The 26,528-nt window shown below is 63.6% G+C and carries 20 protein-coding genes and 1 other RNA gene; 18 read left to right on the top strand and 3 right to left on the bottom strand.

What is annotated here, in order from left to right; all coding sequences use genetic code 11:
- Positions 1–120: 120 nt before the first annotated feature.
- Positions 121–1,338 carry an ABC transporter substrate-binding protein gene (locus RE432_RS18970; RefSeq protein WP_310935083.1) on the top strand — a complete coding sequence of 406 codons (1,218 nt, stop codon included), beginning with the start codon at positions 121–123 and terminating at the stop codon, positions 1,336–1,338.
- 59 nt (positions 1,339–1,397) lie between these two features.
- Here RE432_RS18970 and RE432_RS18965 read toward each other — a convergent pair whose 3' ends face one another.
- Positions 1,398–2,237, bottom strand: coding sequence for an AraC family transcriptional regulator (locus RE432_RS18965; RefSeq protein WP_310935082.1), 840 nt, complete (start codon positions 2,235–2,237; stop codon positions 1,398–1,400).
- A gap of 42 nt (positions 2,238–2,279) precedes the next feature.
- On the opposite strand from RE432_RS18965, the gene RE432_RS18960 reads away from it, so the two are divergent.
- From RE432_RS18960 to RE432_RS18905, 12 genes are all read left to right on the top strand, one after another.
- Positions 2,280–3,110 (top strand): phosphoenolpyruvate hydrolase family protein, encoded by an 831-nt coding sequence (locus RE432_RS18960; RefSeq protein WP_310935081.1) that lies wholly within the window; start codon positions 2,280–2,282, stop codon positions 3,108–3,110.
- Between the two features lie 14 nt (positions 3,111–3,124).
- Positions 3,125–3,568: an SRPBCC family protein gene (locus RE432_RS18955; protein ID WP_310935080.1), complete on the top strand. Its 444-nt coding sequence runs from the start codon at positions 3,125–3,127 to the stop codon at positions 3,566–3,568.
- Positions 3,565–4,806, top strand: a complete 1,242-nt coding sequence (locus tag RE432_RS18950) for a Tm-1-like ATP-binding domain-containing protein (protein WP_310935079.1) — start codon at positions 3,565–3,567, stop codon at positions 4,804–4,806. Before RE432_RS18955 ends, RE432_RS18950 begins: the two co-directional genes overlap by 4 nt.
- Positions 4,807–4,913: 107 nt before the next feature.
- A complete protein-coding gene (locus RE432_RS18945; RefSeq protein WP_310935078.1) occupies positions 4,914–7,568 on the top strand; it encodes a PD-(D/E)XK nuclease family protein in 2,655 nt (884 codons plus the stop codon).
- Positions 7,558–10,899 carry a UvrD-helicase domain-containing protein gene (locus RE432_RS18940; protein ID WP_310935077.1) on the top strand — a complete coding sequence of 1,114 codons (3,342 nt, stop codon included), beginning with the start codon at positions 7,558–7,560 and terminating at the stop codon, positions 10,897–10,899. Before RE432_RS18945 ends, RE432_RS18940 begins: the two co-directional genes overlap by 11 nt.
- Positions 10,900–10,970: 71 nt before the next feature.
- An RNA gene (gene ffs, locus RE432_RS18935) (signal recognition particle sRNA small type) lies at positions 10,971–11,068 on the top strand.
- 98 nt (positions 11,069–11,166) lie between these two features.
- Positions 11,167–13,308, top strand: a complete 2,142-nt coding sequence (locus tag RE432_RS18930) for a DNA polymerase III subunit gamma/tau (protein WP_310935076.1) — start codon at positions 11,167–11,169, stop codon at positions 13,306–13,308.
- Positions 13,309–13,369: 61 nt separating this feature from the next.
- Entirely contained in the window at positions 13,370–13,696 is a 327-nt protein-coding gene (locus RE432_RS18925; RefSeq protein WP_310935075.1) for a YbaB/EbfC family nucleoid-associated protein, read from the top strand.
- Positions 13,696–14,304, top strand: a complete 609-nt coding sequence (gene recR, locus RE432_RS18920; protein ID WP_310935074.1) for a recombination mediator RecR — start codon at positions 13,696–13,698, stop codon at positions 14,302–14,304. Before RE432_RS18925 ends, recR begins: the two co-directional genes overlap by 1 nt.
- 98 nt (positions 14,305–14,402) lie before the next feature.
- Entirely contained in the window at positions 14,403–15,443 is a 1,041-nt protein-coding gene (locus tag RE432_RS18915) for an ABC transporter substrate-binding protein (protein WP_310935073.1), read from the top strand.
- Positions 15,436–16,245: an ABC transporter ATP-binding protein gene (locus tag RE432_RS18910; protein WP_310935072.1), complete on the top strand. Its 810-nt coding sequence runs from the start codon at positions 15,436–15,438 to the stop codon at positions 16,243–16,245. Before RE432_RS18915 ends, RE432_RS18910 begins: the two co-directional genes overlap by 8 nt.
- 1 nt (position 16,246) lies before the next feature.
- Complete coding sequence (locus RE432_RS18905; RefSeq protein WP_310935071.1) at positions 16,247–17,038, top strand: ABC transporter permease; 792 nt, start codon at positions 16,247–16,249, stop codon at positions 17,036–17,038.
- Between the two features lie 115 nt (positions 17,039–17,153).
- On the opposite strand, the gene tal is transcribed toward RE432_RS18905, so the two are convergent.
- The gene (gene tal, locus RE432_RS18900; protein ID WP_310935070.1) at positions 17,154–18,113 is read right to left on the bottom strand and encodes a transaldolase; all 960 of its coding nucleotides are present in this window, start codon (positions 18,111–18,113) and stop codon (positions 17,154–17,156) included.
- Between the two features lie 200 nt (positions 18,114–18,313).
- On the opposite strand from tal, the gene carA reads away from it, so the two are divergent.
- The 3 genes from carA to RE432_RS18885 are packed head-to-tail and all read left to right on the top strand — an operon-like array spanning position 18,314 to position 23,492.
- Positions 18,314–19,468: a glutamine-hydrolyzing carbamoyl-phosphate synthase small subunit gene (gene carA, locus RE432_RS18895; protein WP_310935069.1), complete on the top strand. Its 1,155-nt coding sequence runs from the start codon at positions 18,314–18,316 to the stop codon at positions 19,466–19,468.
- 9 nt (positions 19,469–19,477) lie between these two features.
- Entirely contained in the window at positions 19,478–22,720 is a 3,243-nt protein-coding gene (carB, locus tag RE432_RS18890) for a carbamoyl-phosphate synthase large subunit (protein ID WP_310935068.1), read from the top strand.
- Positions 22,721–22,730: 10 nt separating this feature from the next.
- Complete coding sequence (locus RE432_RS18885; RefSeq protein WP_310935067.1) at positions 22,731–23,492, top strand: SDR family oxidoreductase; 762 nt, start codon at positions 22,731–22,733, stop codon at positions 23,490–23,492.
- A gap of 80 nt (positions 23,493–23,572) precedes the next feature.
- Here the strand turns inward: RE432_RS18885 and RE432_RS18880 are convergent, their stop codons facing one another.
- Positions 23,573–24,208 (bottom strand): histidine phosphatase family protein, encoded by a 636-nt coding sequence (locus tag RE432_RS18880; RefSeq protein WP_310935066.1) that lies wholly within the window; start codon positions 24,206–24,208, stop codon positions 23,573–23,575.
- A 143-nt stretch (positions 24,209–24,351) separates the two neighbouring features.
- Here RE432_RS18880 and RE432_RS18875 point away from each other — a divergent pair, with 143 nt between their 5' ends.
- Both RE432_RS18875 and greA read left to right on the top strand, forming a co-directional pair.
- A complete protein-coding gene (locus tag RE432_RS18875) occupies positions 24,352–25,674 on the top strand; it encodes a solute carrier family 23 protein (RefSeq protein WP_310935065.1) in 1,323 nt (440 codons plus the stop codon).
- Positions 25,675–25,993: 319 nt separating this feature from the next.
- The gene (gene greA / locus RE432_RS18870) at positions 25,994–26,470 is read left to right on the top strand and encodes a transcription elongation factor GreA (RefSeq protein WP_310935064.1); all 477 of its coding nucleotides are present in this window, start codon (positions 25,994–25,996) and stop codon (positions 26,468–26,470) included.
- The last annotated feature ends 58 nt before the right edge of the window (positions 26,471–26,528 follow it).

Below are 26,528 nucleotides of genomic sequence, written 5' to 3'. Positions count from 1 at the left end.
GTGCTGGTGCCTTGGCGGTATGGACGCCCGGACGCCCGAAATCTAGCATGGACGCATGCCTTGGAAACACAAGGTTCGGATCGCAATCGCTGCGAACGGCATACACACAGGAGACAAATCATGCAGACCAGATTATGGAAGTGTGCGGCGGCGTCCATCGCCCTGACCGCTGGCGCCGCAACCGTCCATGCCCAGACGCTTTCCGGCGATGCGCTGCGCATCGGCGTGCTCACGGATATCTCGGGCGTCTATGCCGATGTGTCGGGCAAGGGCGCCATAGAAGCCGTGAAGATGGCCGTCGAGGATTTCGGCGGCACCATGTTTGGCAAGCCTATCGAAGTCCTGTTCGCCGACCACCTGAACAAGCCCGACATCGGTGCCGCAAAGGCGCGCGAATGGTTCGATCGCGACGGCGTGGACATGATCACCGATCTGGCCAATTCCGGCGTGGCGCTGGCCGTTGCGGGCATCGCCAAAGAGAAGAAGCGGCACATTATCGTCAACAACCCGTCCAATATGGGCCTGACGAATGCGATGTGTTCGCCCTACACCATTCACTATACCTACGACGCCTATTCGCTGGCCCACGGCACGGGGCGCAACGTGGTCGAGCAGCCGGGCGGAGACACCTGGTATTTCCTGACGGTCGATTTCGCTTTCGGCATCGGGCTGGAGGAGCAGGTCAGCGATGTCGTGCGCGCCGCCAACGGCAAGGTGCTCGGTGCCGCCCGCCACCCATTGGGCACGACCGATTACTCGTCCTACATCCTGCAGGCCCAGACATCGGGCGCCAAGATCATCGGCCTGGCCTCGACGGGGCATGACACCATCAATGCCATCAAGGCCGCCCATGAATTCGGCTTGACGCCTAAACAGAAACTGGCTGCCTTGCTGTTGTGGATCAATGATATACATGCCTTGGGCCTGGACGTGGCGCAAGGCCTGTTGCTGACCAATGCCTGGTATTGGGACATGAATGAAGGATCGCGCGAGTTTGCCAAGCGCTACTATGAACGCATGCAAAGCATGCCGAATATGGCGCATGCCGGCGACTATTCGTCCACCATGCATTACCTGAAGGCCGTAGAGGCGGCGGGCACCGATGATCCGGACGCGGTATCCGCCAAAATGCGCGAAACGCCGATCAATGACTTTTTCGCCCAGGGCGGCAAGGTCCGCGAGGACGGGCGCATGGTTCATGATATGTATCTGTGGGAGGTCAAGAGCCCGGCCGAGTCCAAGGGGCCCTGGGACTATTACAAGCTGGTCAAGACCATTCCGGCCGAGCAGGCGTTTGCACCCCTGGCCGACAGCACCTGCTACCTGGTCAAGAAGTAGGGCGGGGCCGAACGATGGAGTCCTTGATGTCCGGCATCCATCGGCGGCGCAGCGGCTTGCTAGGGGCGCGGCTTGGACCGGTATTCCGATGGACGGAAGCCGGTCAGGCGCTTGAAGGTGTTCGAGAAGGTGAACGGATTCACATAGCCCACGTCCCGGGCAATGGCTTCGATCTTCTTCGGGGTGGTGGCCAATTGGTGCGCGGCCTGCGCAATGCGCATCGTGGTCAGCTGCTTGCCGGGACTGCGTCCAAAGTTCTTCCAGCACAGGCGGCGCAGGTGCTCCGGGCTGATATTGGCCAGGCGCGCAAGCTCTTCAAGACTCCAGCTGTGTCCGATATCGGCCAATACCGCCGACCACATGCCATTCAGGCGTGGTTCCCGTTGCCAGGGGTCGACCATGCGGGATACATAGCGCTCGATGATGTCGACCCAGATGGCGCACGTGCCGGGGTCGGCGCCGTCCTGCATCTCGGCCGAGAGACCCAGGACGGCGCGTTCAAGCGGACGCCCGTCGAACCCGGTAAAGCCCGGCGCCATGGCCCCGGCCAGCGACCTGGGCGAACTGGGCATGAAACGCACCCAGCAAAGCTGCCAGCGCTGACCGGGAAGGCAATGGAAGGCATGCAGCACATGGGCGGGCGCAAAGCTGGCCACCCCGGCGGTGTGGCTGCGCCAACTGCCGTCCAGCAGGGTCTGCCCTTCGCCGCCCAGGCACACTTGCAGGAAAGCACCGCTAAGGTGCGTGCGGACAATCGTATAAGGAGCGGCGGCGTCAATGACCGCGACGTGGGCAATGTGGCGCGCGGCAAGCGCCTCGCAGTGCTCGGCACGAACTGTGACGACGTGGGTGTCGTCGCCGAAAATATGCGTTTCGGTCAGCAGATCTGGCTTCTCCATACCTCGAATCATTACACAAAAACGCTTTACTAAGGAGTCGTTATGGCAAGGCATGATCGCCAGGCATTGATGCAGAAGTTTCAGGGGATGGTCGCACGGGGCGAGCCCATCATCGGCGGGGGCGCAGGCACCGGCATCTCGGCCAAGTGCGAAGAAGCCGCCGGTATCGATCTTATCGTGGTGTACAACTCGGGCCGCTATCGCATGGCCGGGCGCGCATCGTCGGCCGGCTTGCTGGCGTACGGCAACGCCAACGAGATTGTCCTGGAGATGGCCGGCGAGGTCCTGCCCGTATGCAAGCGCACGCCGGTGCTTGCCGGCGTGAACGGCACAGACCCGTTCATCGTCATGCCCGTGTTCCTGAGGAAACTCAAAGACCTGGGCTTTGCGGGCGTGCAGAATTTTCCGACGGTAGGCATTATCGACGGTACATTCCGACTAAGCCTGGAAGAGACAGGCATCAATTTTTCCACGGAAGTCGATATGATCCGCCAGGCGCACGAACTGGACTTGCTGACGACCCCCTATGTGTTCAGCGCCGACGAGGCGGTCGAGATGGCCAAGGCCGGCGCCGATTTCATTGTGCCGCACATGGGCGTCACGGTGGGCGGAAGCATAGGCGCCAGCTCGTCCAAGACGCTGGAAGAGTCCGTCCGGCTGATCGACGAATGGGGCGAGGCCGCCCGCAAGGTGCGCAAAGACATTATCGTTATTGCGCACGGCGGGCCGATCTCGATGCCCGACGACGTGCAATACGTCTTGAGCCATAGCGAGCATTGCAACGGCTTCTATGGTGCGAGCAGCATGGAGCGCCTGCCTGTCGAGGTCGCCATCACCGAGCATGTGGCGTTGTATAAAGCGCTGTCCCGATAAGACGGAGGAGAACCATGGCTAGAGTCTATGTAAGCGCCATCATGGACGCCACGCTGGATCAGGCGTGGGGCATGCTGCGCGATTTTGGCGATCTGGGCAACTACCACCCCTTTTTCGAGAACTCCTACATCGAAGAAGGATGGCCGGCGGACCGCATTGCCTGCGTGCGCCGCTTCACGGTCCGGGACGGCGGCGGCATGCTGCGTGAACGGCTGCTGGAGCTGTCGGACTACGAGCATCGGTGTACGTACGAGATCCTGCACATCGATGCCGACTGGCGCAACTACGTGGCGCAGATGCAGCTGCTGCCGGTGACCGAGACCGGGCAGTGTTTTGGGCAATGGTGGGCGACGTTCGACGTGCCGGCGGACCAGGAAGCCGAAGCCGTCGAACGCGTCGCCGATACGTTCCGTATCTTCTTTCAATGCGTCAACGAACGTTTCGGGAAGGGCGGATGAGCGCAGGGCCCAACGTCTGGGTCGTCGGGACTTTCGACACCAAAGCCGATGAGCTCGCTTACCTGGCCTCGCTCATCAGGCAAGCCGGCGTGCCTGTCGTGACCGTGGACATCAGCACCCGCGGCGCCGGAAGCCAGGCAGATATTCAGGCTGCCCAGGTGGCGTCCCACCATGAGTCGGGCGCCGACGGTGTGCTTGGCGGCGATGATCGGGGCGCGGCGGTCATTGCGATGGGCCAGGCCCTGCGCCGGCTCGTTGACCTGCGCTATAAGGCGGGCGAGATCCGCGGCCTCATCGGCATAGGCGGTTCGGGCGGCACGTCCATGATTGCGCCCGCGCTGCATGGACTGCCCTACGGCATGCCCAAGCTGCTGGTTTCGACGCTGGCGTCGGGCACGGTTACCCCCTTTGTCGGCGTGTATGACATCATGGTGCTCAACCCGGTGACCGACCTGGCCGGCATCAACCGCCTTTCGCGGATGATACTGGCCAACGCGGCACACGCCATGGCGGGCATGGTGCAGCATGCCGCGCCTGCGGCGGCTGCCGATGCGCGTCCCGCCATTGGCTTGACCATGTTCGGCGTGACGACCGAGTGCGTGCAAGCCGTGACGCGGCTGCTGGGCGGCAGTTACGATTGCCAGGTGTTTCATGCCAACGGCATGGGCGGCAGGACCCTGGAGGCCCTGGCGCGCGCCGGCCTGCTCAGGGCCATCGTCGACATCACCACGACGGAAGTGGGACAGCATCTGGCGGGCGGCGTGTGTGATGCGGGCCCTGGCCGGCTTGATGCCGCCGCCGAGCTGGGTTTGCCATGGGTAGGCTCGGTCGGTGCGCTCGACATGATCAATTGGGGGCCGCGCGAGACGATCCCGCCCAGATACCGTGGCCGCCTGTTTCATACACACAATGCCCACGTGACGCTGATGCGCAGCACGGCTGAGGAACTGGCCCTTGCCGGCGAGCATCTTGCCGCGCGCTTGAATCAGTCGCCAGGCATAGTGCGCCTGCTGCTGCCCATGAAAGGGTTGTCCGCCATCGATTGTCCCGGCGCGCCATTCCATGATCCCGACGCCAACAAAGCCCTGTTTTCAGCGATAGAGCGCCACTTCATTCCCACGGCCCGGCATCGGCTCGACAAGCTGCCCCTGCATATCAACGATCCGGAGTTTGCCGCGGCGGTGGCGGCCGCCCTGCGCGGCGTACTGGCCGATTCATGCCCGGCGGCGCCGGACTGATCTGCTTGCAGGGATTCGCCAAGGGCGGGCGCCGCGTTCGGCCGGCCCCATGGCGGAAGTCGTTAGAATAGGCCCATTGCACAACCGGCCCGGCTCTCCCCAGACGAATGATAGACACCTTTCCGACCATCACGCTAGAAGCACTGGCTGAACTGGACGCCCAGGATGTACTGGTGCTGACCGTGAATAACCGGCATGCGCGCCGCGTCCTGGCCGAGCTGTCGGCATCGCTTGATGATGTCCGCAGCGTGATGGCGGTGCCCGACATCGTGCCGCTGTCCGCCTGGCTCAAACGGGCGGCCGACCAGCTTTCTTTCCTTCCTGAATCGGGGCTGGCCTCGCATACGGTGGATGCGTTTGGCGCGCAGTGGCTCTGGCAGCAGGTGGTCGACGATGCGGAGTCCGAGCGCGCCTTGCTGGATGTGGCCCAGGCGGCCAGGCTGGCCGCCGAGGCCGATCGCCTGATGGACGACTGGCATATACAGGTTCCGCCTGAACTGGAAACGGTCGATTACCAACATTTTATGGAATGGCGCCGGCGCTACAGGGCCTTGTTGGCGCAACGGGACATGGAGGACGGCAATCTTGCCTATGGGCGCATCGATCAGGCCGTGCGCAGCGGTTTATTGAAAGCGCCCGCCGGTACGCTGGTGCTGGCGGGGTTCAACGAATTGCCGCCGCGCCTGTCCGGCATGCTTGCCGCCTTGCTGGCACAGGGCGTCCGCCTGGCTGTCCTGGATCGGCCTGCGCAGGCCGCCGGGGCGGTATGCCGTGTGGTGGCGCCCGATCCCGATGGCGAATGGCGCCTGGCCGCCCAATGGGCCGCCGAGCGGCTGCGCGCCGATCCGCAAGGCCGCTATGCGGTGGTGGCGGCCCGGCTTGAGGCCGACGTGGTGCTGGCGCATCGGTGCTTGCGGGCGGCGCTGGATGATGGCCAGGGCCGCGTGCAGCCTTACAACGTGGCAGTGGCGCGCCCCATGAGCGACTGGCCCCTGGCGGGGGCCGCTTTGTCATGGCTGCGCGTGCTGGCCGAATTGACCGTCAGGAAAACCTGCGCGCCTGCCGATCTGGGGCAGGCCCTGCTGGCAGGCGCATGCGTGTCCGACAGGCAAGAGGCCTCGGGCCGGGCAGGCATCGATGCGTTTTGGCGCAGGCGGGCCATGGTCGCCGTCTCGGAACCCGCCTTTGCCCGGCTGCTGGATCAACATGCGCCGCAGCTTGCCCAGGCTTGGCGCGACGGCTACGAGGCGGCGTCCGAACAGGCCGGCCCGGCCCCGCTTGATGTCTGGGTACAGCGCTTTCGCGCCTGGCTGCAGGCCCTGGGCTTTCCGGGGTCGCCGGCGCTGGACAGCCATGCTTACCAGCAGCTTGAAGCGTTTGATGGATTGATGGACAGCCTGGCCAGGCAAACAGTGGTCGTGGGCAAGGTGGGGTTTTCGATGGCGGTGAGCCTGCTGCGGCGGCTTGCCCGCGAAACACCCTTCCAGCCTCAGCGCGACCCGGCGGCGCGGCTGGACGTACTGGGCTTCCTGGAGTCCGAAGGCGGGCGCTGGGACGGGGTGTGGGTGCTGGGCCTGACCGACGAGGTCCTGCCCGCCGTGCCCAGACCCAATCCCTTTATTCCGCTTGCCGCGCAACGCCAGGCGCGTGCCCCGCGCGCCACGCCCGAGCGCGAGCTGCATTGGGCCAGGACGCTGTACGCCAGCCTGTTGGCCAGTGCGCCGCAGGTCTGGCTGAGCCATGCGGCCTATGAAGGCGAGCGCGAACTGCGGCCCAGCCCGTGCATCGCCGCGCTCGAGGCGGCCGAGGCGGCGCTTGAGCCTCGGGCCATGCGCCCCTGTGTACTGGAATACCTCCGCGATGAACAGGGCCCCCCATTGCGGGCCGGCGAGATCACCCGTGGCGGGATTGCCGTCATCGATACCCAGGCGCGCAATCCCTTGTGGGCCTTTGCCAAATACCGCCTGGGCGCCAGCGAACTGGCCGCCTATGCCGAGCTGTCCGACCAGAATGCCCGTGGGCTGTTGCTGCACAAAGCCATAGAGCTGGTCTGGCGGATGCTGCCGGATCAGCAGGCGCTGCGCGACCGGCATGCGCAGGGCGGCTTGCAGGACTTGCTGGAACAATCGGTGCAGCAGGCGGCGGATGAATGCCTGCAGGACTACGGCGTGGTGGTCCGGCGGCTGGAAACCGATCGCGCCATGGCCATCCTGCATCAATGGCTGGCGCTGGAGCGGGCCCGCGCACCGTTTCGTGTGCGCGATGTGGAGCAAACTTATCTCTGGGCGCATGGCGCACTGCAACTCAGTTTGCGCCTGGATCGTATCGACGAGCTCGATGACGGGCGCCTGGCCGTCATCGATTACAAATCGGGCGGCGGGCGCATCGACCCCAGGCCGGACTGGATGCGCGAGCGCCCGGTGGGTCTGCAACTGCCTTTCTACGCGTCGGTGCTGGCGCAGGAAGACGCGCGCGTGGCGGCACTGGTGCTGGCGCGGCTGCATGCCCGCGATGTACAGGTAAAGGGCCTGGCCGATGGGGACTATGGCTTCGAGGGCCTGGCGGCATTGGCCGACTGGCCTGCGTTTGCCGATTACACCTGGGAACAGTTGATGAGTGAATGGCGCCGTGTCATCTGCCTGATGGCGGATGAGTACGTGGCTGGCGTGGCGCGCAATCAAAGCCTGCGCCCCGACGATATTCAGTATTGCGATGTCTTGCCTTTTCTGCGCCTGAACGAGGAGTACCATCGTGCCGATTAAGCAACCCAGCGATCATGCCGTACGCGCTGCGGCCATCGACCCGGCGCGCTCCTTCCTGATCCAGGCGCCGGCCGGGTCGGGGAAGACCGAGTTGCTGACGGACCGGATTCTGGCCTTGCTGGCCACCGTGAACCGGCCCGAAGAAATCGTGGCCATCACCTTTACCCGCAAGGCAGCCTCCGAAATGCACGCCCGCGTGCTGGCGAAGCTGCGGGCGGGGCAGGCGCCCCAGCCTGAAGAACCCTACAAACTGCGCGGCTGGCAACTGGCGCAGGACGTTTTGCGGCGCGACCGCGAGCTGGGCTGGAATCTGCTGGATTATCCCGCCAGGCTCAGTATCCGCACCATCGATTCATTCTGCACCTGGCTGGTGCGGGCCATGCCCTGGCTCAGTTCGCTGGGCGGCCTGCCCGCGGTCACGGACAATGCCCGCGAACACTACGAGGCGGCCGCGCAGGCAACCTTGGCCATGGCTGACGATCATGCATCGGTGGCGGGCTTGATCGCGCATCTGGACGTGGACCTTCGCGCCGCGCAGAGCCTGTTGGCCGACATGCTGGCCAGCCGCGATCAATGGCTGCCTTTGCTGGGACAAGGGGCGGACGTCGATGCGCTGCTGGATAACCTGGACAGCGCCATCGCGGCCGATCTTGCCAGCCTGGCGCGGGCCATGCCTGCGGGCTGGGCGCAAGCGCTGGCCCCATCGGCGTCCACGGCCGCCAATGTGCTTGCCGCCGGCAACGACACACTGGGGCTTGAAGCGCTGCAGCACTGGGACGGCACGCCATTCGGCGACGAGGTGTCCAGCCTGCCCCAGTGGCAGGCGCTGGCCAATCTCCTGCTGACGGCCAAGGGCGGCTTGCGGCGCCGGGTCACCATCAAAGAGGGCTTCGAGGCCAAGGCCGCCTACAAGGACGATTTCCTGCGCTGGCTGAATGCCGCCTCCGAATCAGAGGCATGGGTGTCCATGCTGGCCGGCATACGCCTGGCGCCGCGCGAAGGCTATACCGGCGATCAGCAGGCCGTCCTGCGCCTGCTGATCGAGGTGTTGTGGCTGGCGGCCGCCCAACTGAATGTGCGCTTTACCGAAGCGGCCGAAGTCGATTTTGCCGAGATCTCGCAGCGCGCCCTGCAGGCCCTGGGGCAGGCCGACGAGCCGACCGACCTGCTGCTGGCGCTCGACACGGTCATCCAGCATATTCTGGTCGACGAATTCCAGGACACCAGCCAATCGCAGATCGATCTGCTGGAGCGCCTGACGTCAGGCTGGCAGGCGGGCGACGGCCGGACGCTGTTCCTGGTGGGCGACCCCATGCAGTCCATTTACCGCTTCCGCAAGGCCGATGTGGGTTGCTTCCTGAAAGTGAAGGAGCAAGGCCTGGGCGGCATCGCCCTGACCGCGCTGGCGCTTACGGACAATTTTCGTTCCCAGGCTCATCTGGTCGAATGGGTCAACAGCACTTGCGGTCCCGTTTTTCCCAAGAAAAATCACAGTGGCCTGGGGGCGATCACCTACACCCCGTCCGTGCCATTCAAGGAGGGCGTGCAGGGCATCAGCGCGGAGTTCCACCCGGTATGGCTGCGCAAGGGCGGCGCGGACGATGCGGACGACGATCCCGTGGCGGCGGCCGAGTCCGTCGCCATCCAACTGGCCAAGGAAGCCTTGCTGCAACACCCGGACAGCGAGCACCCGGTGGCCATTCTGGTCAGGGCGCGTACGCATCTGGACGGCATTGTGCATCGCCTGGCGCAGCAAAATATTCCATGCCGCGCGGTAGAGCTGGTGTCCCTGCAGTCGCGCCAGGCCGTGATCGACCTGGCCCAGCTGGCGCGCGCCTTGTCGCATGCGGGCGACCGCCTGGCCTGGCTGTCCGTCTTGCGTTCGCCGCTATGCGGCTTGACGCTGGACAGTCTGCATGCCTTGTTTGGCGCCGACCTGACGGCCACGGTGCCGGCCTTGCTGTCCGCCTGGCTGGCGCGCGACGCCGCCGGCCAGCCCGGGATCGACGACATGGAGGCCCGGCGACTGCGCCATGCCGCAGCCGTCTTGCTGGATGCCGGCAACGCTTCGGGCACGATTCCTTTTGCCGCCTGGCTGGAAGCCTGCTGGCAACGCCTGGGCGGCGCCGACATCTACTGCAGCGCCAGCGACCGGACCGATGCCGAGCGGCTGTTGCGGCTGATCGAAGAGCTTGCGCCCTACGGCGGCTTGAATCCGGTGGACCTGGAAAGCAGGCTGGCCAAGCTGTACGCGGCGCCCAGCGGCAGCGGGCGCGCTGTTGAAGTCATGACCATACACAAGTCCAAGGGCCTGGAATTCGATACCGTCATCTTGGCGGGCCTGCATAAACGGCCGCGCGGCGATACGCCGCCGCTGATGCGTTTTGAGCAAGGCGGCGGGCAGTTGCTGCTGGGGCCCATCAAGCACAAGGCGTCCGAAGACCACGACCCCGTTTCGGTCTATCTGGCCGAACGCGAAAAAAAGCGGGCCGCGTATGAAACCGACCGTTTGCTATACGTTGCCCTGACACGGGCCAAACAGCAGTTGCATCTGATTGGCGTCGTCGGCGTCGATGACATGATGAGCGTCAAGCGCCCGGCGGGCGCCTCGCTGCTGGGACGCTTGTGGGAGCACATGAAAACGCCCGATGCGCCCGAAGCGTCCGATCTGAGCGGCGACGCCGATCTGGCCGCAAGCACGCCTGGCGGGCGCCTGCTGGTGCGCATGGCCCACGACAGCCTGCCCAGGGCGCAGTCCGCCAGTCCGGCGGCCGGACAAGGCACCCCATGGCAATGGCGGCCCGAGGCGGGCGATGAAAGCGTGATCGGGACGGTCGCGCACGCCTGGCTGGAAAGGCTGGGAAAAGAGGGTATTGACGCCTGGCCGGCGCGGCGGCTCGAAGCATGCCTGCCGGTGTTCCGCAAGCAACTGGCGCGGGCCGGCCTGGCCGCGCCGGCGCTGGACGCCGCGGCGCAGGTATTGCGCGATGCGCTGGTCGCCACGGTGGAGAGCGAAAAAGGGGCGTGGCTGCTGCGCGTGGCCCGGGCCCATCGCGAGTGGTCGCTGCTGGATATCAGCGGCCGGGTGTCCATCATTGACCTGGCGATTTCCCAGGAGCACGACTGGCTGGTGGTGGATTACAAGACGGGCGTGCCGCAAGACGGCGAAACACGCGACCGGTTCGCTGCGCGCATGCGCGAGCGTTACCGCGAGCAGATCGAACGGTATTGCGCGCACGTCAGCGCCCTGGATGGCCGCCCCGCGCGCGGCGCCCTGTATTTTCCCCGGGCCGATGTCTGGGTGGATTACGCGCAGACCGTGGCCGCCTAGCCTGTCGGGCGCGCCGCGCGCGATGCGCGGTGTCCCGGCAGGCCAATGCAAGTCCTGTTAAACTTCTACGTGGCGGGCCCCTTCGCATGGTCCGGCGGTGAAACTGGTCAGGTCGGGAACGAAGCAGCCATAGTCGCTCAGGATCAGTGCCGAAGTCAGGCTCGCCTCTTCATTTTTTCTGTTTGCTCCCCAAATACCCCAAGCGGCATCGAATCCGGTACACTTTTCGTTTATCGATCCGATAGCTTCCGGCTTTAAGCTCCCTGCATGACTTATCTGGTACTGGCGCGTAAATGGCGGCCACGTTCGTTTGAGACCCTTATAGGCCAGGATCACGTGGTTCGCGCGCTCACACATGCGCTGTCCACCCAACGCCTGCACCATGCCTGGCTGTTTACCGGCACACGGGGGGTGGGCAAAACGACCCTGTCCCGCATACTGGCCAAATCGCTGAACTGCGAAACCGGCATTACCGCCACGCCTTGCGGGGTATGCCGGGCCTGTACCGAAATCGACTCCGGCCGTTTTGTCGACTACGTCGAACTGGACGCCGCGTCCAATCGCGGTGTCGATGAAATGACGCAGTTGCTGGAACAGGCGGTGTATGCGCCCGGCAGCGGCCGGTTCAAGGTCTACATGATCGACGAAGTCCACATGCTGACCGGCCATGCGTTCAATGCCATGCTGAAAACGCTGGAAGAACCGCCGCCGCACGTCAAGTTCATCCTGGCCACGACCGACCCCCAGAAAATCCCCGTGACGGTCCTGTCGCGCTGCCTGCAGTTCAACCTGAAGCAGATGACGGCCGAGTCGATCGTGGGGCACTTGCAGGAAGTCCTTGGCCAGGAAAGCATTCAATACGAAACGCCCGCCCTGCGCTTGCTGGCGCAAGCGGCTTCGGGGTCGATGCGCGATGCGCTGTCCCTGACGGACCAGGCCATTGCCTATAGCGCAGGCAACCTGACAGGCGAGGCCGTGCAGGGCATGCTGGGCACGATAGACCAGCGGCATCTGGTGAACCTGCTGCAAGCCCTGGCGGCGGGCAGCGCCGCCCAGGTGCTGTCGGTGGCCGATGAGCTCGCCGCGCGCGGCCTGTCTTATTCGGGCGCCCTGGCCGACCTGGCCGTGCTGCTCTCCCGGGTGGCGGTTCAGCAGCGTATTCCGGGCACCGTCCCGGCCGACGACCCGCTGGCCGACGACATCGTCCAGCTTGCCGGCGCCCTGCATCCGGACCAGGCCCAGCTTTTTTACTCGGTCGCCGTGCACAGCCGCAGCGAATTGTCGCTGGCGCCGGACGAGTATGCGGGTTTTGTCATGGCCTGCCTGCGGATGCTCGCCCTGGTGCCGGCCGGCACCGTGCCGCCGGCATCGCCTCCGCCTGCGTCCAGGCCCGACGCAGACCCTGCGCCGGCCGGCAGCGGGCAAGACGCCGCCGCTGGCGCCGGGCCGGCGGCAGAACCCGCTTCGACCCTGCCGCAGGCAGAACCCGCCGCCAGGGCAAGCAGTCCTGTTGCGTCGTCGTCCGTGACATCACCGTCACCCGCCGCAGCGGAAATCAAGCCGGCCGCGCCGCAAGTCGCCGCTGCCGCCATTGCGCCGCCCGCCGCGCCAACGCCAACGCCGGCGCCAACGCCAACGCCAACGCCGGCGCCAACGCCAACGCCAACGCCGGCACCGGCACCGGCACCGGCACCGGCGTCAACGCCTGGGCTCCGGCATGCTGCGCCGCCTGGACCCAGCGCCGATCCCGGCGATATTCCCGCCTGGGAAGATGCCCCGGCCGATCCGCGCGACACGCCGCCGCAAGCCCAAGCCCAGCAGGCCGATGAGTTCGAAACCATGCAAGCGTATGACGAAGTCTACGACGAGGCGCGGTTCGAGCCCGTGGGCATGAGCGACCCCGAATTCGATGGCCCGCCCGATGATTTCGATGCGGCCGCCCTGGTTCAGGACCAGGCCGTGCCCGCCGTGTTTTCGGGCGGACGCAAAAAAAACAGGTCGCCGCTCGTGGGCGACATGACGGCACAGGATTGGCCCGCGCTGGCCGCCGCATTGCCCTTGACGGGCTGGGCCGCCGAATTGGCGCGGCAGAGCGAATGGCTGGGCGCCGAGGGCGAGCAGGTCAACCTTCGGGTGGCCATCCTCTCGCAGGCCGACAGTGCAGGGCGGTCGCGTCTGCAAACGGTGTTGTCCGAACACTTTGGCACCGTGGTGCGCTTGAACATCGAGTACGGCGCGACGGGCGACGAAACCGCCCACGCGGTCGAACAGGCGCAAAAAGCCGTACGCCAGCAAGAGGCCGAACAGGCCGTGGCCAACGATCCTCTGATCCAGACGCTGATCACCGAGTTCGGTGGCCGGGTGGTGCCCGGGTCCATCAGCCCTGCGCCAAGCGCCCGGGCCGCCTAGGGTTTGGTCAACGGGCGTCAGGACTTATTTCTTCAATTTTTATCTTCAGGAAAATCCAACCATGATGAAAGGTCAGATTGCCGGGTTGATGCGCCAGGCGCAGCAAATGCAGGAAAACATGAAAAAAGCCCAGGAAGCCCTGGCGGACATCGTCGTCGAAGGCGCTTCGGGCGGCGGGCTGGTCAAAGTCTCCATGAGCTGCCGGCACGACGTAAAGCGCGTGACGATCGATCCCAGCCTGCTGGCCGACGACAAGGACATGCTGGAAGATCTGGTTGCCGCGGCATTCAACGACGCGCTCCGGAAGGCGGAAGCCACTTCGCAGGAAAAAATGTCGGCCGTCACCGCCGGCATGCCCATGCCTCCCGGGATGAAGCTGCCGTTCTGATGCAATCGCCGCTGCCCGAGCCCGAGCCGCTTACCAGCTTGATTGAGGCATTGCGCCGCCTGCCCGGCGTAGGGATACGCTCGGCCCGCCGCATGGCCTACCACCTGTTGCAATACGATATCGGCGGGGCGGACCAACTCAGCCGCGCCCTGGCGTCGGCCGTGCAGGGCCTGCGCCATTGTTCGCGGTGCAACGGCTTCGCCGAAGAAGAGGTCTGCGTGACCTGCGCCAATCCCAAGCGCGATCCGTCCCTGCTGTGCGTGGTGGAAACACCCGCCGACCAGAACATGATCGAGTCCAGCCATGGCTATCGCGGCCTGTATTACGTGCTGATGGGGCGCCTGACCCCGCTCGAAGGCGTCGGCCCGCAGGCGCTGCATTTCGACCGTCTGCTTCAGCGCGCCACAGACGGCGTAGTGAAGGAAGTCATTCTGGCCACCAACTTCACCGCCGAAGGCGAAACCACGGCGCATTACCTGTCCGAGCTGTTGCGCGCCCGCGACCTGACCGTTACCCGGCTGGCGCGCGGCGTGCCGGCCGGCAGCGAGCTGGAGTATGTGGACGCCGGCACCATTGCCTGGGCGCTGATGGAACGGCGCAATACCTGACGGGGCCGGCGCCGGTACGACATGGTGCAAGCCCCGATAAGCAAGGGTAAGTTTCTCGGGTAATATGTCACAAAATTATTACTGCCCAGGAGACTTTCATGTCCTTATCCCGTCGTGATTTACTGAAATTGGCTGGTGTCGCCGGCGCCGCCACCGTTGCCCCCGGCATGGTGCGCGCCCAATCGCTTGAAAAAAAAGAAGTCGTCATCGCAGTGGGCGGCCAGGCCCTGATCTATTACCTGCCCCTGTCCATCGCCCATATCAACGGCTATTTCAAAGACGAAGGGCTCGATGCCAAGATCGTGGATTTTGCCGGCGGCTCCAAGGCCTTGCAGGCCGTTGTGGGCGGTAGCGCCGATGTGGTATCCGGCGCTTTCGAGCACACCATCAATCTGCAGTCCAAAGGCCAGATGTACCGCGCGTTCGCCCAGCAGGGCCGGGCGCCCATGATCGTGCTGGTCGTGTCGAACAAGACCATGGCCGACTACAAATCGCCGGCCGACCTCAAAGGCAAGAAGATCGGCGTGACCGCCCCCGGTTCGTCCACCAACATGATGGCCAGCTTCTTCCTGGCGCAGCACGGCCTCAAGCCTACCGACGTTTCCTTCGTCGGCGTGGGCGCCGGCGCGGGCGCCATCACCGCCATGCGCACCGGCCAGATCGATGCTATGGCCAACCTGGATCCCGTCATCAGCACTTTGGTCAAGGAAGACGCCGTCAAGGTCATTGCCGATACGCGCACCCTGAAAGACACCATCCAGATTTTCGGCGGCAACATGCCTTCCGGCTGCCTGTATACCTCGCAGGAATTCATCGACAAGAACCCCAACACCACCCAGGCGCTGGCCAATGCCATTGTGCGCGCCGACCAGTGGATACAAAAAGCGACCCCCGATGAAATCGCCAAAGTGGTGCCCGAGGGCTATCTGCTGGGCGATCCCGATCTTTACAAGCTGGCGCTGACCGGCAACAAGGAAGCCCTGTCGCCCGACGGCTCCGTGCCCGACGATGGCCCGGAAACCGCGCTGAAGGCGCTGACCGCCTTCGTGCCGAATTTCCCGGCCGACAAGATCGACATTTCAAAAATCTGGACCAACGACTTCGTTGCCAAAGCCAAGCAAAAATATCCCAATGCCTGAAGCTGCTCTACTGCTGGAAAACATTACCTGCACCTTTGCATCCAACGAGGGTGCGGGTAAAAGCTATACCGCCGTCAAGGACGCCTCCATCGCCATCGCCCCCGGCGAATTCGTTTCGGTAGTGGGCCCCACGGGCTGCGGCAAGTCCACCCTGCTCAATGTGGGGGCGGGCCTGCTTGCCCCCTCGTCGGGGCGGGTCACGGTGTTCGGCGAAACCCTGAACGGCGTGAACCACCGGGCGGGCTATATGTTCCAGGGCGAGGCGCTCATGCCCTGGCGCAGCGCCTTGTCCAATGTCACGGCGGGCCTGGAGTTCGCGGGGGTGCCGGCAGAGCAGGCGCGCGCCCAAGGCATGGAATGGCTCAAGCGGGTCGGGCTGGGCGGCTTTGAAAACCGCTATCCCCACCAGATGTCCGGCGGCATGCGCAAGCGCACCATGCTGGCGCAAACGCTGATTCGCGACCCCGACATCATCCTGATGGACGAGCCATTCTCGGCGCTCGACATCCAGACTCGCCAACTGATGGAGAACGAGGTGCTCGAACTCTGGATGGCCAAGCGCAAGGCCGTCCTGTTCATCACCCACGACCTTGACGAAGCCATTGCCATGAGCGACAGGGTCGTAGTGCTGTCGGCCGGGCCGGCCACGCATCCCATCGGCGAATTCGCCATCGATATCCCCCGCCCACGCGACGTGGCCGAGGTGCGCGGCAACCCCCGCTTCATCGAGTTGCATCAGGCAATCTGGAGCGTCCTGCGCGACGAAGTATTAAAGGGCTACGCCCAACAGAAACGGGCTTGATATGTCGAAACACCAATCCAACTCACTCGTCATGCGTTTCTGGCAGATCTCGCTGCTGGTCGTTGTGCTGCTTGCCTGGCATTTTTTATCACTCGATCGAAACTTCGCCTTCTTCTTTGGCCAGCCCGTTGAAGTGGCTCGCGTCATCTGGGCCTGGTTCGTCACCAATGCCGACATCTACCGGCACCTGGGCATTACCCTGACTGAAACCGTGCTGGCCTTCGTGATAGGCACGGTGGCGGGGCTGGCTTTTGGACTGTGGCTGGGCCTGTCGCGCGGGGCCAGCGCCTTGCTCGACCCCTACATCACGGCGGCCAACTCTATGCCGCGTGTCATTCTGGCGCCCATATTCGGCATGTGGTTCGGGCTGGGCATCTGGTCGAAAGTGGCGCTGGCCGTCACCCTGGTGTTCTTTATTGTGTTCTTCAACGTGTACCAAGGGGTGCGCGAGGTCAGTTCCACGCTGCTGGACAATGCGCGCATGCTGGGGGCGAATCGCAAGCAGTTGCTGCGCCACGTGTACATCCCCTCGGCCACCAGTTGGGTGTTTTCCAGCCTGCATACGTCGGTGGGCCTGGCGTTCGTGGGCGCCGTAGTGGGTGAATACCTGGGTTCAGCCAGCGGCGTCGGCTACCTTATCCTGCAGGCCGAAGGTACGCTGGACGTCAATACTGTGTTTGCGGGTATTGTGGTCCTGACCGTATTTGCCCTGTTGCTGGACTGGCTGGTCACCGTGGTAGAAGACCGCCTGCTGGCCTGGAAGCCCAAGGCGGGCGAGACCGAAAAACTGTGATGCGACCCATGCAATAACGATGCGTCGGGCAGGCTGCGCGCCTGATCAATGCATGGAACAACGCCGCCCCGTGGGGCGGCGTTTGCTTGGCCGGCATAGGCATGCCGGCAGTGTGTCACTTTTGCCGGGCCTGCGCGATGATGGCATCCAGCTTGACGCCGTCGGCGGCAAACGCCCTGATGCCTTCGGCCAGTTTTTCCGTGGCCATGGCGTCCTGATTCAATTCGGTCCGAAAAGCGACCTCGTTGCTGGCCAGCCACTCCGGTGCATTCCGCTTGGCGCTGCCGGGGTCCAATTGGCGTTCCAGCGGCTCGGTGCTTTCCGATAGCTGGTTCAGCAGGTCGGGGCTGATGGTCAGCAGGTCGCAGCCTGCCAGCGCCCGGATCTGGCCGATATTGCGGAAGCTGGCGCCCATGATTTCGGTAGGGATGTCGTAGGCTTTGTAATAGTCGTAAATGCGCCTGACCGACTGCACGCCGGGGTCGGCCGCGCCCGTGTTGGCCGCTTCGTCCCACTGCGCGCCTGCCGCTTTCTTGTGCCAATCGTAAATCCGCCCCACAAAGGGTGAAATCAACTGTACCTTGGCCTGTGCGCAGGCCAGCGCCTGGGGCAGGCAGAACAGCAGGGTCATATTGCAGCGTATGCCCTCTGACTGCAGCACCTTGGCCGCCTGTATGCCTTCCCAGGTCGAGGCCAGCTTGATCAGCACGCGCTCGCGCGCGATGCCGGCGCGCTCATACAGTTCGATGATCTGGCGGGCACGCTCGATGCTGGCCTGGGTATCGAAGGACAGGCGGGCGTCGACCTCGGTGGATACCCGCCCGGGAATGATGCCCAGGATTTCGCGTCCGAAAGCAACCAGCAACTGGTCGACCAGGTCGCTGACCGGCGCGCTGCCGTGGTCGGCGATCACCTTGTCGAGCAGATGGCGGTTTTCTTCTTGCCCCACGGCTTTGAGGATCAGCGAAGGATTGGTCGTGGCGTCGGTGGGCCGATGCCGGCGCATGGTCTCGAAGTCGCCTGTATCGGCCACCACGGTTGTAAACTGACGAAGGGAATCAAGCTGGTTGGACATAAGTTTTTACACCATTCAAAACGGGCCAGGGCCTACCCTTGCCACTGTAGATCATTTTTACAGCGCTGAGCGTCGCGCCGAAGGGGCAAGGCGATCCGCGCGCGGCGTTCTTTGTGCATTTGCGCCCGTTCAATCAGGGCGCAGCCTTCTCAATGTATAATTAGAAGGTTTAATTATCGACTTTACAACCGGGGTTTACAGTGCTGCCGTCACTCTTTTCCGAGGGGTCCAATCAGGCTCCTTCTGCAATTCTTGCCTTGGCAGACGGTACCATCTTCAAGGGTGTCTCTATCGGCGCCGATGGTTATTGCGTCGCCGAAATCGTATTCAACACGGCCATGACAGGCTACCAGGAAATCCTGACCGACCCCAGCTACAGCGGTCAGATCGTCACTTTAACGTATCCGCACATTGGCAATACCGGCGTCAACGAAGAAGACGTCGAGTCCAACCGTGTGCATGCCGCCGGGCTGGTGGTGCGCGACTGTTCTTTGCGCGTGTCCAATTTCCGCGCTACGCAATCGCTGCCCGACTACTTGAAGGCGGAAGGCATTGTCGCCATTTCAGGGGTCGACACCCGCAAGCTCACGCGTATTTTGCGTGACGGCGGCGCGCAGGGCGCCTGCATCCTGGTGGGCGACGATGTCGGCCGCGCCGTGCAGCTGGCCAAGGATTTTCCCGGCATGTCGGGCCAGGATCTGGCCAAGGGCGTCTCCATCAAGGCCGCCGACAACTGGCGTGAAGGCACCTGGCAACTGGGCAAAGGCTTCAGCCAGCCCTCCGATGCCTCGTATCATGTCGTGGCCTACGACTACGGCATCAAAACGAATATTTTGCGCCTGCTGGCCGACCGCGGCTGCCGTATTACGCTGGTGCCCGCCCAAACGCCGGTCCAGGATGTCCTGGACCTGAAGCCCGACGGCATTTTCCTGTCGAATGGCCCCGGCGATCCGGAACCCTGCAACTATGCCATCGATGCCTGCAAGGCCGCGCTCGAGCAAAAGATCCCGCTGTTCGGCATTTGCCTGGGCCAGCAGATCCTGGGGCTGGGCCTGGGCGCCAAAACCATCAAAATGAAAACAGGCCACCACGGCGCCAACCATCCGGTGCAAGACCTGGATACCGGCAGGGTGTTCATTACCAGCCAGAATCACGGCTTCAACGTCGACAAAGACAGTCTGCCGGCCAATGCCCGCATGACGCACGTGTCTTTATTCGACGGCACCCTGCAGGGCTTCGAGCTTACCGATACCCCGGCCTTCTGCTTCCAGGGGCACCCCGAGGCCAGCCCCGGCCCACATGACATTGTGGTGCTCTTCGACAAATTCATCAGCCTCATGGCCGGAAAAAAATAATTCAGCATCATGCCAAAGCGTTCAGACATAAAAAGCATTCTTATCATCGGCGCGGGCCCGATCATCATTGGTCAGGCCTGCGAATTCGACTACTCGGGGGCACAGGCCTGCAAGGCGCTGAAAGCCGACGGCTATCGCACCATCCTGGTCAATAGCAACCCGGCCACCATCATGACCGACCCGGAAACGGCCGATGTCACCTACATCGAGCCCATTACCTGGCAGGCCGTCGAAAAAATCATCGAGCGTGAAAAACCCGATGCGCTGCTGCCCACCATGGGCGGCCAGACCGCGCTGAACTGCGCGCTCGACCTGGTCCACCAGGGCGTGCTGGCCAAGCACGGGGTCGAACTGATCGGCGCCAACGAGCATGCCATCGAAAAGGCGGAAGACCGCCAGAAATTCAAGCAGGCCATGACCAAGATCGGCCTCGAATCGGCCAAATCCGGCGTGGCGCATTCCATGGACGAAGCCTGGGCGGTGCAGCGCCGCATCGGCGAAGAGGCCGGCAATGCGGGCTTCCCGGTCGTCATTCGCCCCAGTTTCACCATGGGCGGCTCCGGCGGCGGCATTGCCTACAACAGCGAAGAATTCGAAAGCATCTGCCGGCGCGGGCTGGAAGCATCCCCGACCAACGAACTGCTGATCGAAGAATCCCTGCTGGGCTGGAAAGAATACGAAATGGAAGTCGTGCGCGACAGCGCCGACAACTGCATCATTATCTGCTCCATCGAAAACCTGGACCCCATGGGGGTGCACACGGGCGATTCCATCACCGTGGCTCCGGCGCAAACCCTGACCGACAAGGAATACCAGATCATGCGTAATGCATCGATCGCGGTATTGCGCGAAATCGGCGTCGATACGGGGGGCTCCAACGTGCAGTTTGCGCTCAACCCCCAGAACGGCCGCATGATCGTCATCGAGATGAATCCGCGCGTGTCGCGTTCGTCGGCGCTGGCCTCCAAGGCAACCGGCTTTCCCATTGCCAAGGTGGCGGCCCGCCTGGCCGTCGGCTATACGCTGGACGAGCTCAAGAATGAAATCACCGGCGGCGCCACGCCGGCTTCGTTCGAGCCCGCCATCGACTACGTGGTCACCAAGGTACCGCGTTTCGCCTTCGAAAAATTCCCGCAGGCCGATTCCCGCCTGACCACCCAAATGAAGTCCGTGGGCGAGGTCATGGCCATAGGCCGCACCTTCCAGGAGTCCTTCCAGAAGGCCTTGCGCGGCCTGGAAGTCGGGGTCGACGGCCTGAACCAGAAGACCACCGACCGCGAAAAGCTCCAGATCGAGCTGGGCGAGCCCGGACCCGAGCGCATCTGGTACGTGGGCGATGCGTTCGCCCAGGGATTCAGCCTGGATGAAGTGCACAGCCTGACCAGCATTGATCCCTGGTTCCTGGCGCAAATCAAGGAAATCGTCGATATCGAACTCGCGCTCGAGCAAAAGACGCTGGCCGACCTCGACTACGACACGGTCTGGCAGCTCAAGCGGCGCGGGTTTTCCGACCGCCGCCTGGCTTTCCTGCTGGACACCTCCGAAAGCGAAGTGCGCAAGCTGCGCCATCAACTGGGCGTGCGTCCGGTGTACAAGCGCGTGGATACCTGCGCCGCCGAATTCCCGACGCGCACAGCCTATATGTATTCCACGTACGAGGACGAGTGCGAATCCGCGCCCACCGATCGCAAGAAAATCATCGTGCTGGGCGGCGGCCCCAACCGTATCGGCCAGGGCATCGAGTTCGACTATTGCTGCGTGCACGCCGCGCTGGCCCTGCGCGATGATGGCTATGAAACCATCATGGTCAACTGCAATCCCGAAACGGTTTCCACCGACTACGATACGTCCGACCGCCTGTATTTCGAGCCGCTGACGCTTGAAGACGTGCTCGAGATCGTCCACAAGGAAAACCCCGTCGGCATGATCGTGCAATACGGCGGCCAGACGCCATTGAAGCTCGCGCGCGCGCTCGAAGCCAACGGCGTGCCCATTATCGGCACCAGCCCCGAATCGATCGACGTGGCCGAAGACCGCGAGCGCTTCCAGAAACTGCTCAACAAGCTGGGCTTGCGCCAGCCGCCCAACCGCACGGCGCGCACAGAAGGCGAAGCCCTGGCGCATGCCGCCGAAATCGGCTACCCGCTGGTGGTCCGCCCCAGCTACGTGCTGGGCGGGCGTGCCATGGAAATCGTGCATGAACAGCAAGATCTCGAGCGCTACATGCGCGAAGCCGTGAAAGTCAGCAACGATTCACCGGTATTGCTGGACCACTTCCTGAACAATGCCACTGAAGTCGACGTCGACTGCCTGGCCGATGGCGAGGTCGTGTTCATCGGCGGCGTCATGGAGCACATTGAACAGGCCGGCGTGCACTCGGGCGACTCGGCCTGCAGCCTGCCGCCGTACTCCTTGTCGGCTGACACCATTGCCGAGATCAAGCGGCAGACATCGCTGATGGCGCGCGCCCTGAATGTAAAAGGCCTGATGAACGTACAGTTTGCGATTCAGGACGGTGATGTCTACGTGCTGGAAGTGAACCCCCGCGCCTCGCGCACGGTGCCTTATGTGTCCAAGGCCACGGGCCTGCAACTGGCCAAGATCGCCGCGCGCGCCATGGCCGGCAAAACGCTGGCTGAGCAGGGCATACGCAAAGAAATTGTCCCTCCGTATTTTTCGGTCAAGGAAGCGGTGTTCCCCTTCGTGAAGTTCCCGGGCGTGGACACCATCCTGGGGCCTGAAATGAAGTCCACCGGCGAAGTCATGGGCGTAGGCGAAAGTTTCGGCGAAGCCTTCGTGAAGTCGCAACTGGCGGCCAGCGCCTGGCTGCCCGAGTCGGGCACGGTATTCATCAGTGTGCGGGCGCAAGACAAGCCGCGCGCGGTGGACGTGGCCCGCGGGCTGTCCGACCTGGGCTACAAAATCGTTGCCACGCGCGGCACCGCCGCGGCCATCGAAGCGGCGGGCCTGCAGGTTCAGGTCGTCAACAAGGTCACCGAAGGCCGTCCGCACATCGTGGACATGATCAAGAATGGCGAAATCGCCATGGTCATCAACACGGTGGAAGAACGGCGCAACGCCATTGCCGACTCACGGGCCATACGCACCAATTCGCTGGCGGCGCGCGTGACGTTCTTTACCACCATCGCGGGTGCGCGGGCGGCGGTAGAGGGCTTGCAGTACTTGCGCCAGGGCAGCGGCCTGAAGGTCTATTCCTTGCAAGACCTGCACGCCTCCTTGCCTGCGCAATAAAGGCAGCGCGTTGCCACGACGCGTATTCATTACCGGAGCCAGCAGCGGCATAGGTGCCGCGCTGGCTTTGTCGTATGCGCAGCAAGGCGCCCAGGTCGGTCTGTTGGGCCGCCGCCGCGATGCCTTGCAGGCGGTCGCGGACAGCCTGCCGGGCGCGGGGCATTCGATTTATGCGCTGGACGTGCGCGACCGGGCCGCGCTGCATGCAGCCGCCGCCGATTTTCTGGACGGCGGGCCCGTCGACATCGTGATTGCCAGCGCCGGGATCAGCGTGGGTACGCTGACCGAAGAGCTGGACGACTATCGCGTCTTCGAGGCCATCGTGGCGACCAACCTGAACGCTACGGTCGCCACGTTCGAGCCCTTTGTCGCGGCCATGAAGCAGCGCGGGCAGGGGCGTTTGGTGGGGGTTGCCAGCGTGGCGGCGGTCCGCGGCTTGCCGGGGGCCGGCGCATACAGCGCGTCCAAGGCGGCCGTGCGCACCTATTGCGAGAGCCTGCGGGTCGAACTGAGCCAGACAGGCGTCAAGGTGGTGACGCTGGCGCCGGGGTTTATTCAAACCCCTATGACGGCGCACAATCCTTACAAAATGCCTTTCCTGATGCCGGTTGGCCGATTTGCCGCCGCCGCGCTGCGCGCCATAGACCAGGGTGTTTCGTACCGGGTCATTCCGTGGCAGATGGGCTGGGTGGCCCGATTGCTCCGCGTGGTGCCCGACCCGCTGTATGACTATTTTGCCGTCAGGCGCAAGCGCAAGCCCCGGCAGGCATAAATAATCCCGCTTCGCTCCCGGCTGTTCCACCAGGCCTGGCACGCCGTCCCAGGGGCGCGGGGTCTCAAGCCGGGGGCGGTCTATATGACATCGTCCAGCGCGGCATCTTCCAGGTGCGTGGTCTGGCCCCAGGCGTGGGCGCTCCAGAGGCGGTCTTCGCTGATGGCGAACTGATTGATGCTGGCGTTCATGATGGGGGCATGCCGGGGAGCGTCCAGCGCCACCCCGCTTGTTTTGCGCCAGGCAATGTCGATGACGCCGCCGTGCGAAAACACCATGATGTTGCGGCCGCGATGGCGCTGCGCCAGCTCTTCGAATGCATTGACGATCCGCTGCGCAAAGACCGGCAAGGTTTCGCCCTGTTCGACCGCCTGTTCCGGATCGCGAAAGTTCAGGGCGCGCAGGCTTTCCAGGCTGGCCCAGTCCTGCCCCTCGTAGACCCCATAGCAGCGCTCGCGCAGTTGCGGGCTGCGTTCGATGGACAGGCCGAAATGGCTGGCGGCCGCCACCGCGGTGGCATAGGCGCGGCCCAGATCGCTGCTGATCAGAACGTCGATGCGCGCATCGAATGACGGCGAGCGCAGGTATTGCCCCAGGCGCTCCGCCTGCAGGATGCCTGCGGCGTTCAAGGGAATATCCAGGCTGCCCTGAAGGCGCCTTTCGGCATTCCATTGGGTTTCGCCATGCCGGATCAGCCAGAATCGAGTCGTATTCATATCGGGAATATCGCTGCTGCGGACCAAGCCGCCAGATTGTGCGTAAACCAAGAGTATAGGAATTATGTTGCGGTTTCGCCTACCGTAACCGTACACTTTCGCCTCAGCAAAGCTCCAATTTTAATAAAAAGGCGTATTTCCCCATGTCCAACACCTATTTTCCCCGCTGGCGCAAAGTACAGGGCGGTGCCAGCGGCGCCGTCGTGCAGCCCGACGAATGCATGTCGTGGCCGCAAAACATTGCCATGGGCGCGCAGCACGTCGTGGCCATGTTCGGATCCACGATTCTGGCCCCTTTGCTGATGGGCTTCGATGCCAATGTGGCGATTCTGATGTCCGGTATCGGCACCCTGATCTTTTTCTGCTTCGTGCGCGGCAGGGTCCCCAGCTACCTGGGGTCCAGCTTCGCCTTTATCGGCGGCGTGATCGCTGTCACCGGCTACGCCGGTGCGGGCGCCAACGGCAACATCGGGGTCGCCCTGGGGGCCATCATCGCCTGCGGTTTCGTCTATACGCTGATCGGCCTGGTCGTTTGGTGGGTGAATGCCCGGTCGGGGGGCGGCGCCCAATGGATCAATAACTGGATGCCTCCGGTGGTAACGGGCGCCATCGTTGCCGTCATCGGTCTGAACCTGGCGCCTATCGCGGCCAAAGGGGCGATGGGCGGCTCGACCTTCGATGCCTTGATGGCCTTGATGACCGTGTTGTGCGTCGGCGGGGTCGCCGTCTATGCGCGCGGCACGGCCCAGCGCCTGCTGATTCTGGTCGGCCTGCTGCTCGCCTGCGTCATTTACGCTGTGCTGGCCAATGGCCTGGGCTGGGGCAAGCCCATCGATTTCAGCGGCGTGGCCAACGCCGCCTGGGTCGGGCTGCCTCGGTTTGCGGCGCCTGTGTTCGAGCTGCACGCCATGAGCGTGATCGTGCCCGTGGCCATCATCCTGGTGGCCGAGAACCTGGGCCACATCAAGGCCGTCAGCGCCATGACGGGGCAGAACCTGGACCGCTATCTGGGCCGTGCCTTCGTGGGCGACGGCGTGGCCACCATGGTGTCGGGCGCGGTGGGCGGCACGGGCGTCACCACTTACGCCGAAAATATCGGCGTCATGACCGTGACCCGCATCTACTCGACCCTGGTGTTTGTGGTGGCTGCCTGCATCGCCATTCTGTTGGGTTTTTCACCCAAGTTCGGGGCCTTGATTCAAACCATACCGGGGCCTGTGCTGGGCGGCATGTCGGTGGTGGTGTTTGGCTTGATCGCCGTGGCCGGCGCCCGCATCTGGGTGGTGAACCAGGTCGATTTCAGCGATAACCGCAATCTTATCGTTGCCGCCGTCACGCTGGTGCTGGGCGCGGGCAATTTCTCGGTCCAGTTCGGCGCTTTCAAGCTCGACGGCATCGGCACCGCCACCTTCGGGGCGATCATCCTGTACGCCTTGCTGCGCAAAGGGTCGGCGCCGCGCGTATGATGATCGTTTATGCACGGCCGGCATGCGTTTGTTTTCAACCATGCTGACACGGCAAAAATAAGTCAAACCCGCCGTGAGCCTGTATTTAACACGGCGGCTTGCAATTTTCGCCAACTTTGCCGACAATAGACGCATATCCCCGGTTTGTGTCCAGGCCGGGGTTTTATTTTGAGCTAGACCTAATCCCTGTTTACAGCTATAACAACCCAGCGATTCCTTTAGTTCAACTCACCGGGCGGTGAATCTCCCGCCCAGGCAACGATTTTATTAGGCGCTCCTTTGTGGGGAGCGTCTTTTTACTTTTTACTCAGGAATACCTATGTCTGCGATACCGTTGACAGCACGCGGCGCTGAGCGCCTGCAAGCAGAATTACATCGTTTGAAAACTATCGAGCGTCCGGAAGTCATTAATGCCATCGCCGAGGCCCGCGCCCAGGGCGATCTCTCCGAAAATGCCGAATATGATGCCGCGCGCGAGCGCCAGGCTTTTGTCGAGGGCCGCATCCAGGAACTGGAAGGCACCTTGTCCAACGCCCAGATCATCGACCCGTCCACGCTCGATGTCGAGGGCAAGGCCGTATTCGGCGCCACGGTCGAGATCGAGGACCTTGAGTCGGGCGAGCGCGTCACCTACCAGATCGTGGGCGACGTCGAGGCCGATATCCGCTCCAACCTGATTTCCGTCTCCAGTCCGGTTGCCCGGGCGCTGATCGGCCGCGGCGAAGGCGATGTCGTCGAGGTCAAGGCCCCGGCGGGTATTCGCGAATACGAAGTGCTTAACGTCAGCTATCGGTAGAAACAGCCGTGGCCCGGATGCGCATGTAAAATGCGCAAGGCGGGTGCTGGACAGCATG

Origin of the sequence: Pusillimonas sp. SM2304 (assembly GCF_031628915.1) — a bacterium.
Lineage (GTDB): Bacteria > Pseudomonadota > Gammaproteobacteria > Burkholderiales > Burkholderiaceae_B > Pusillimonas_C.
Note: the sequence above shows the minus strand (reverse complement) of the source record. Positions and strands in the feature narration are given on the sequence as shown.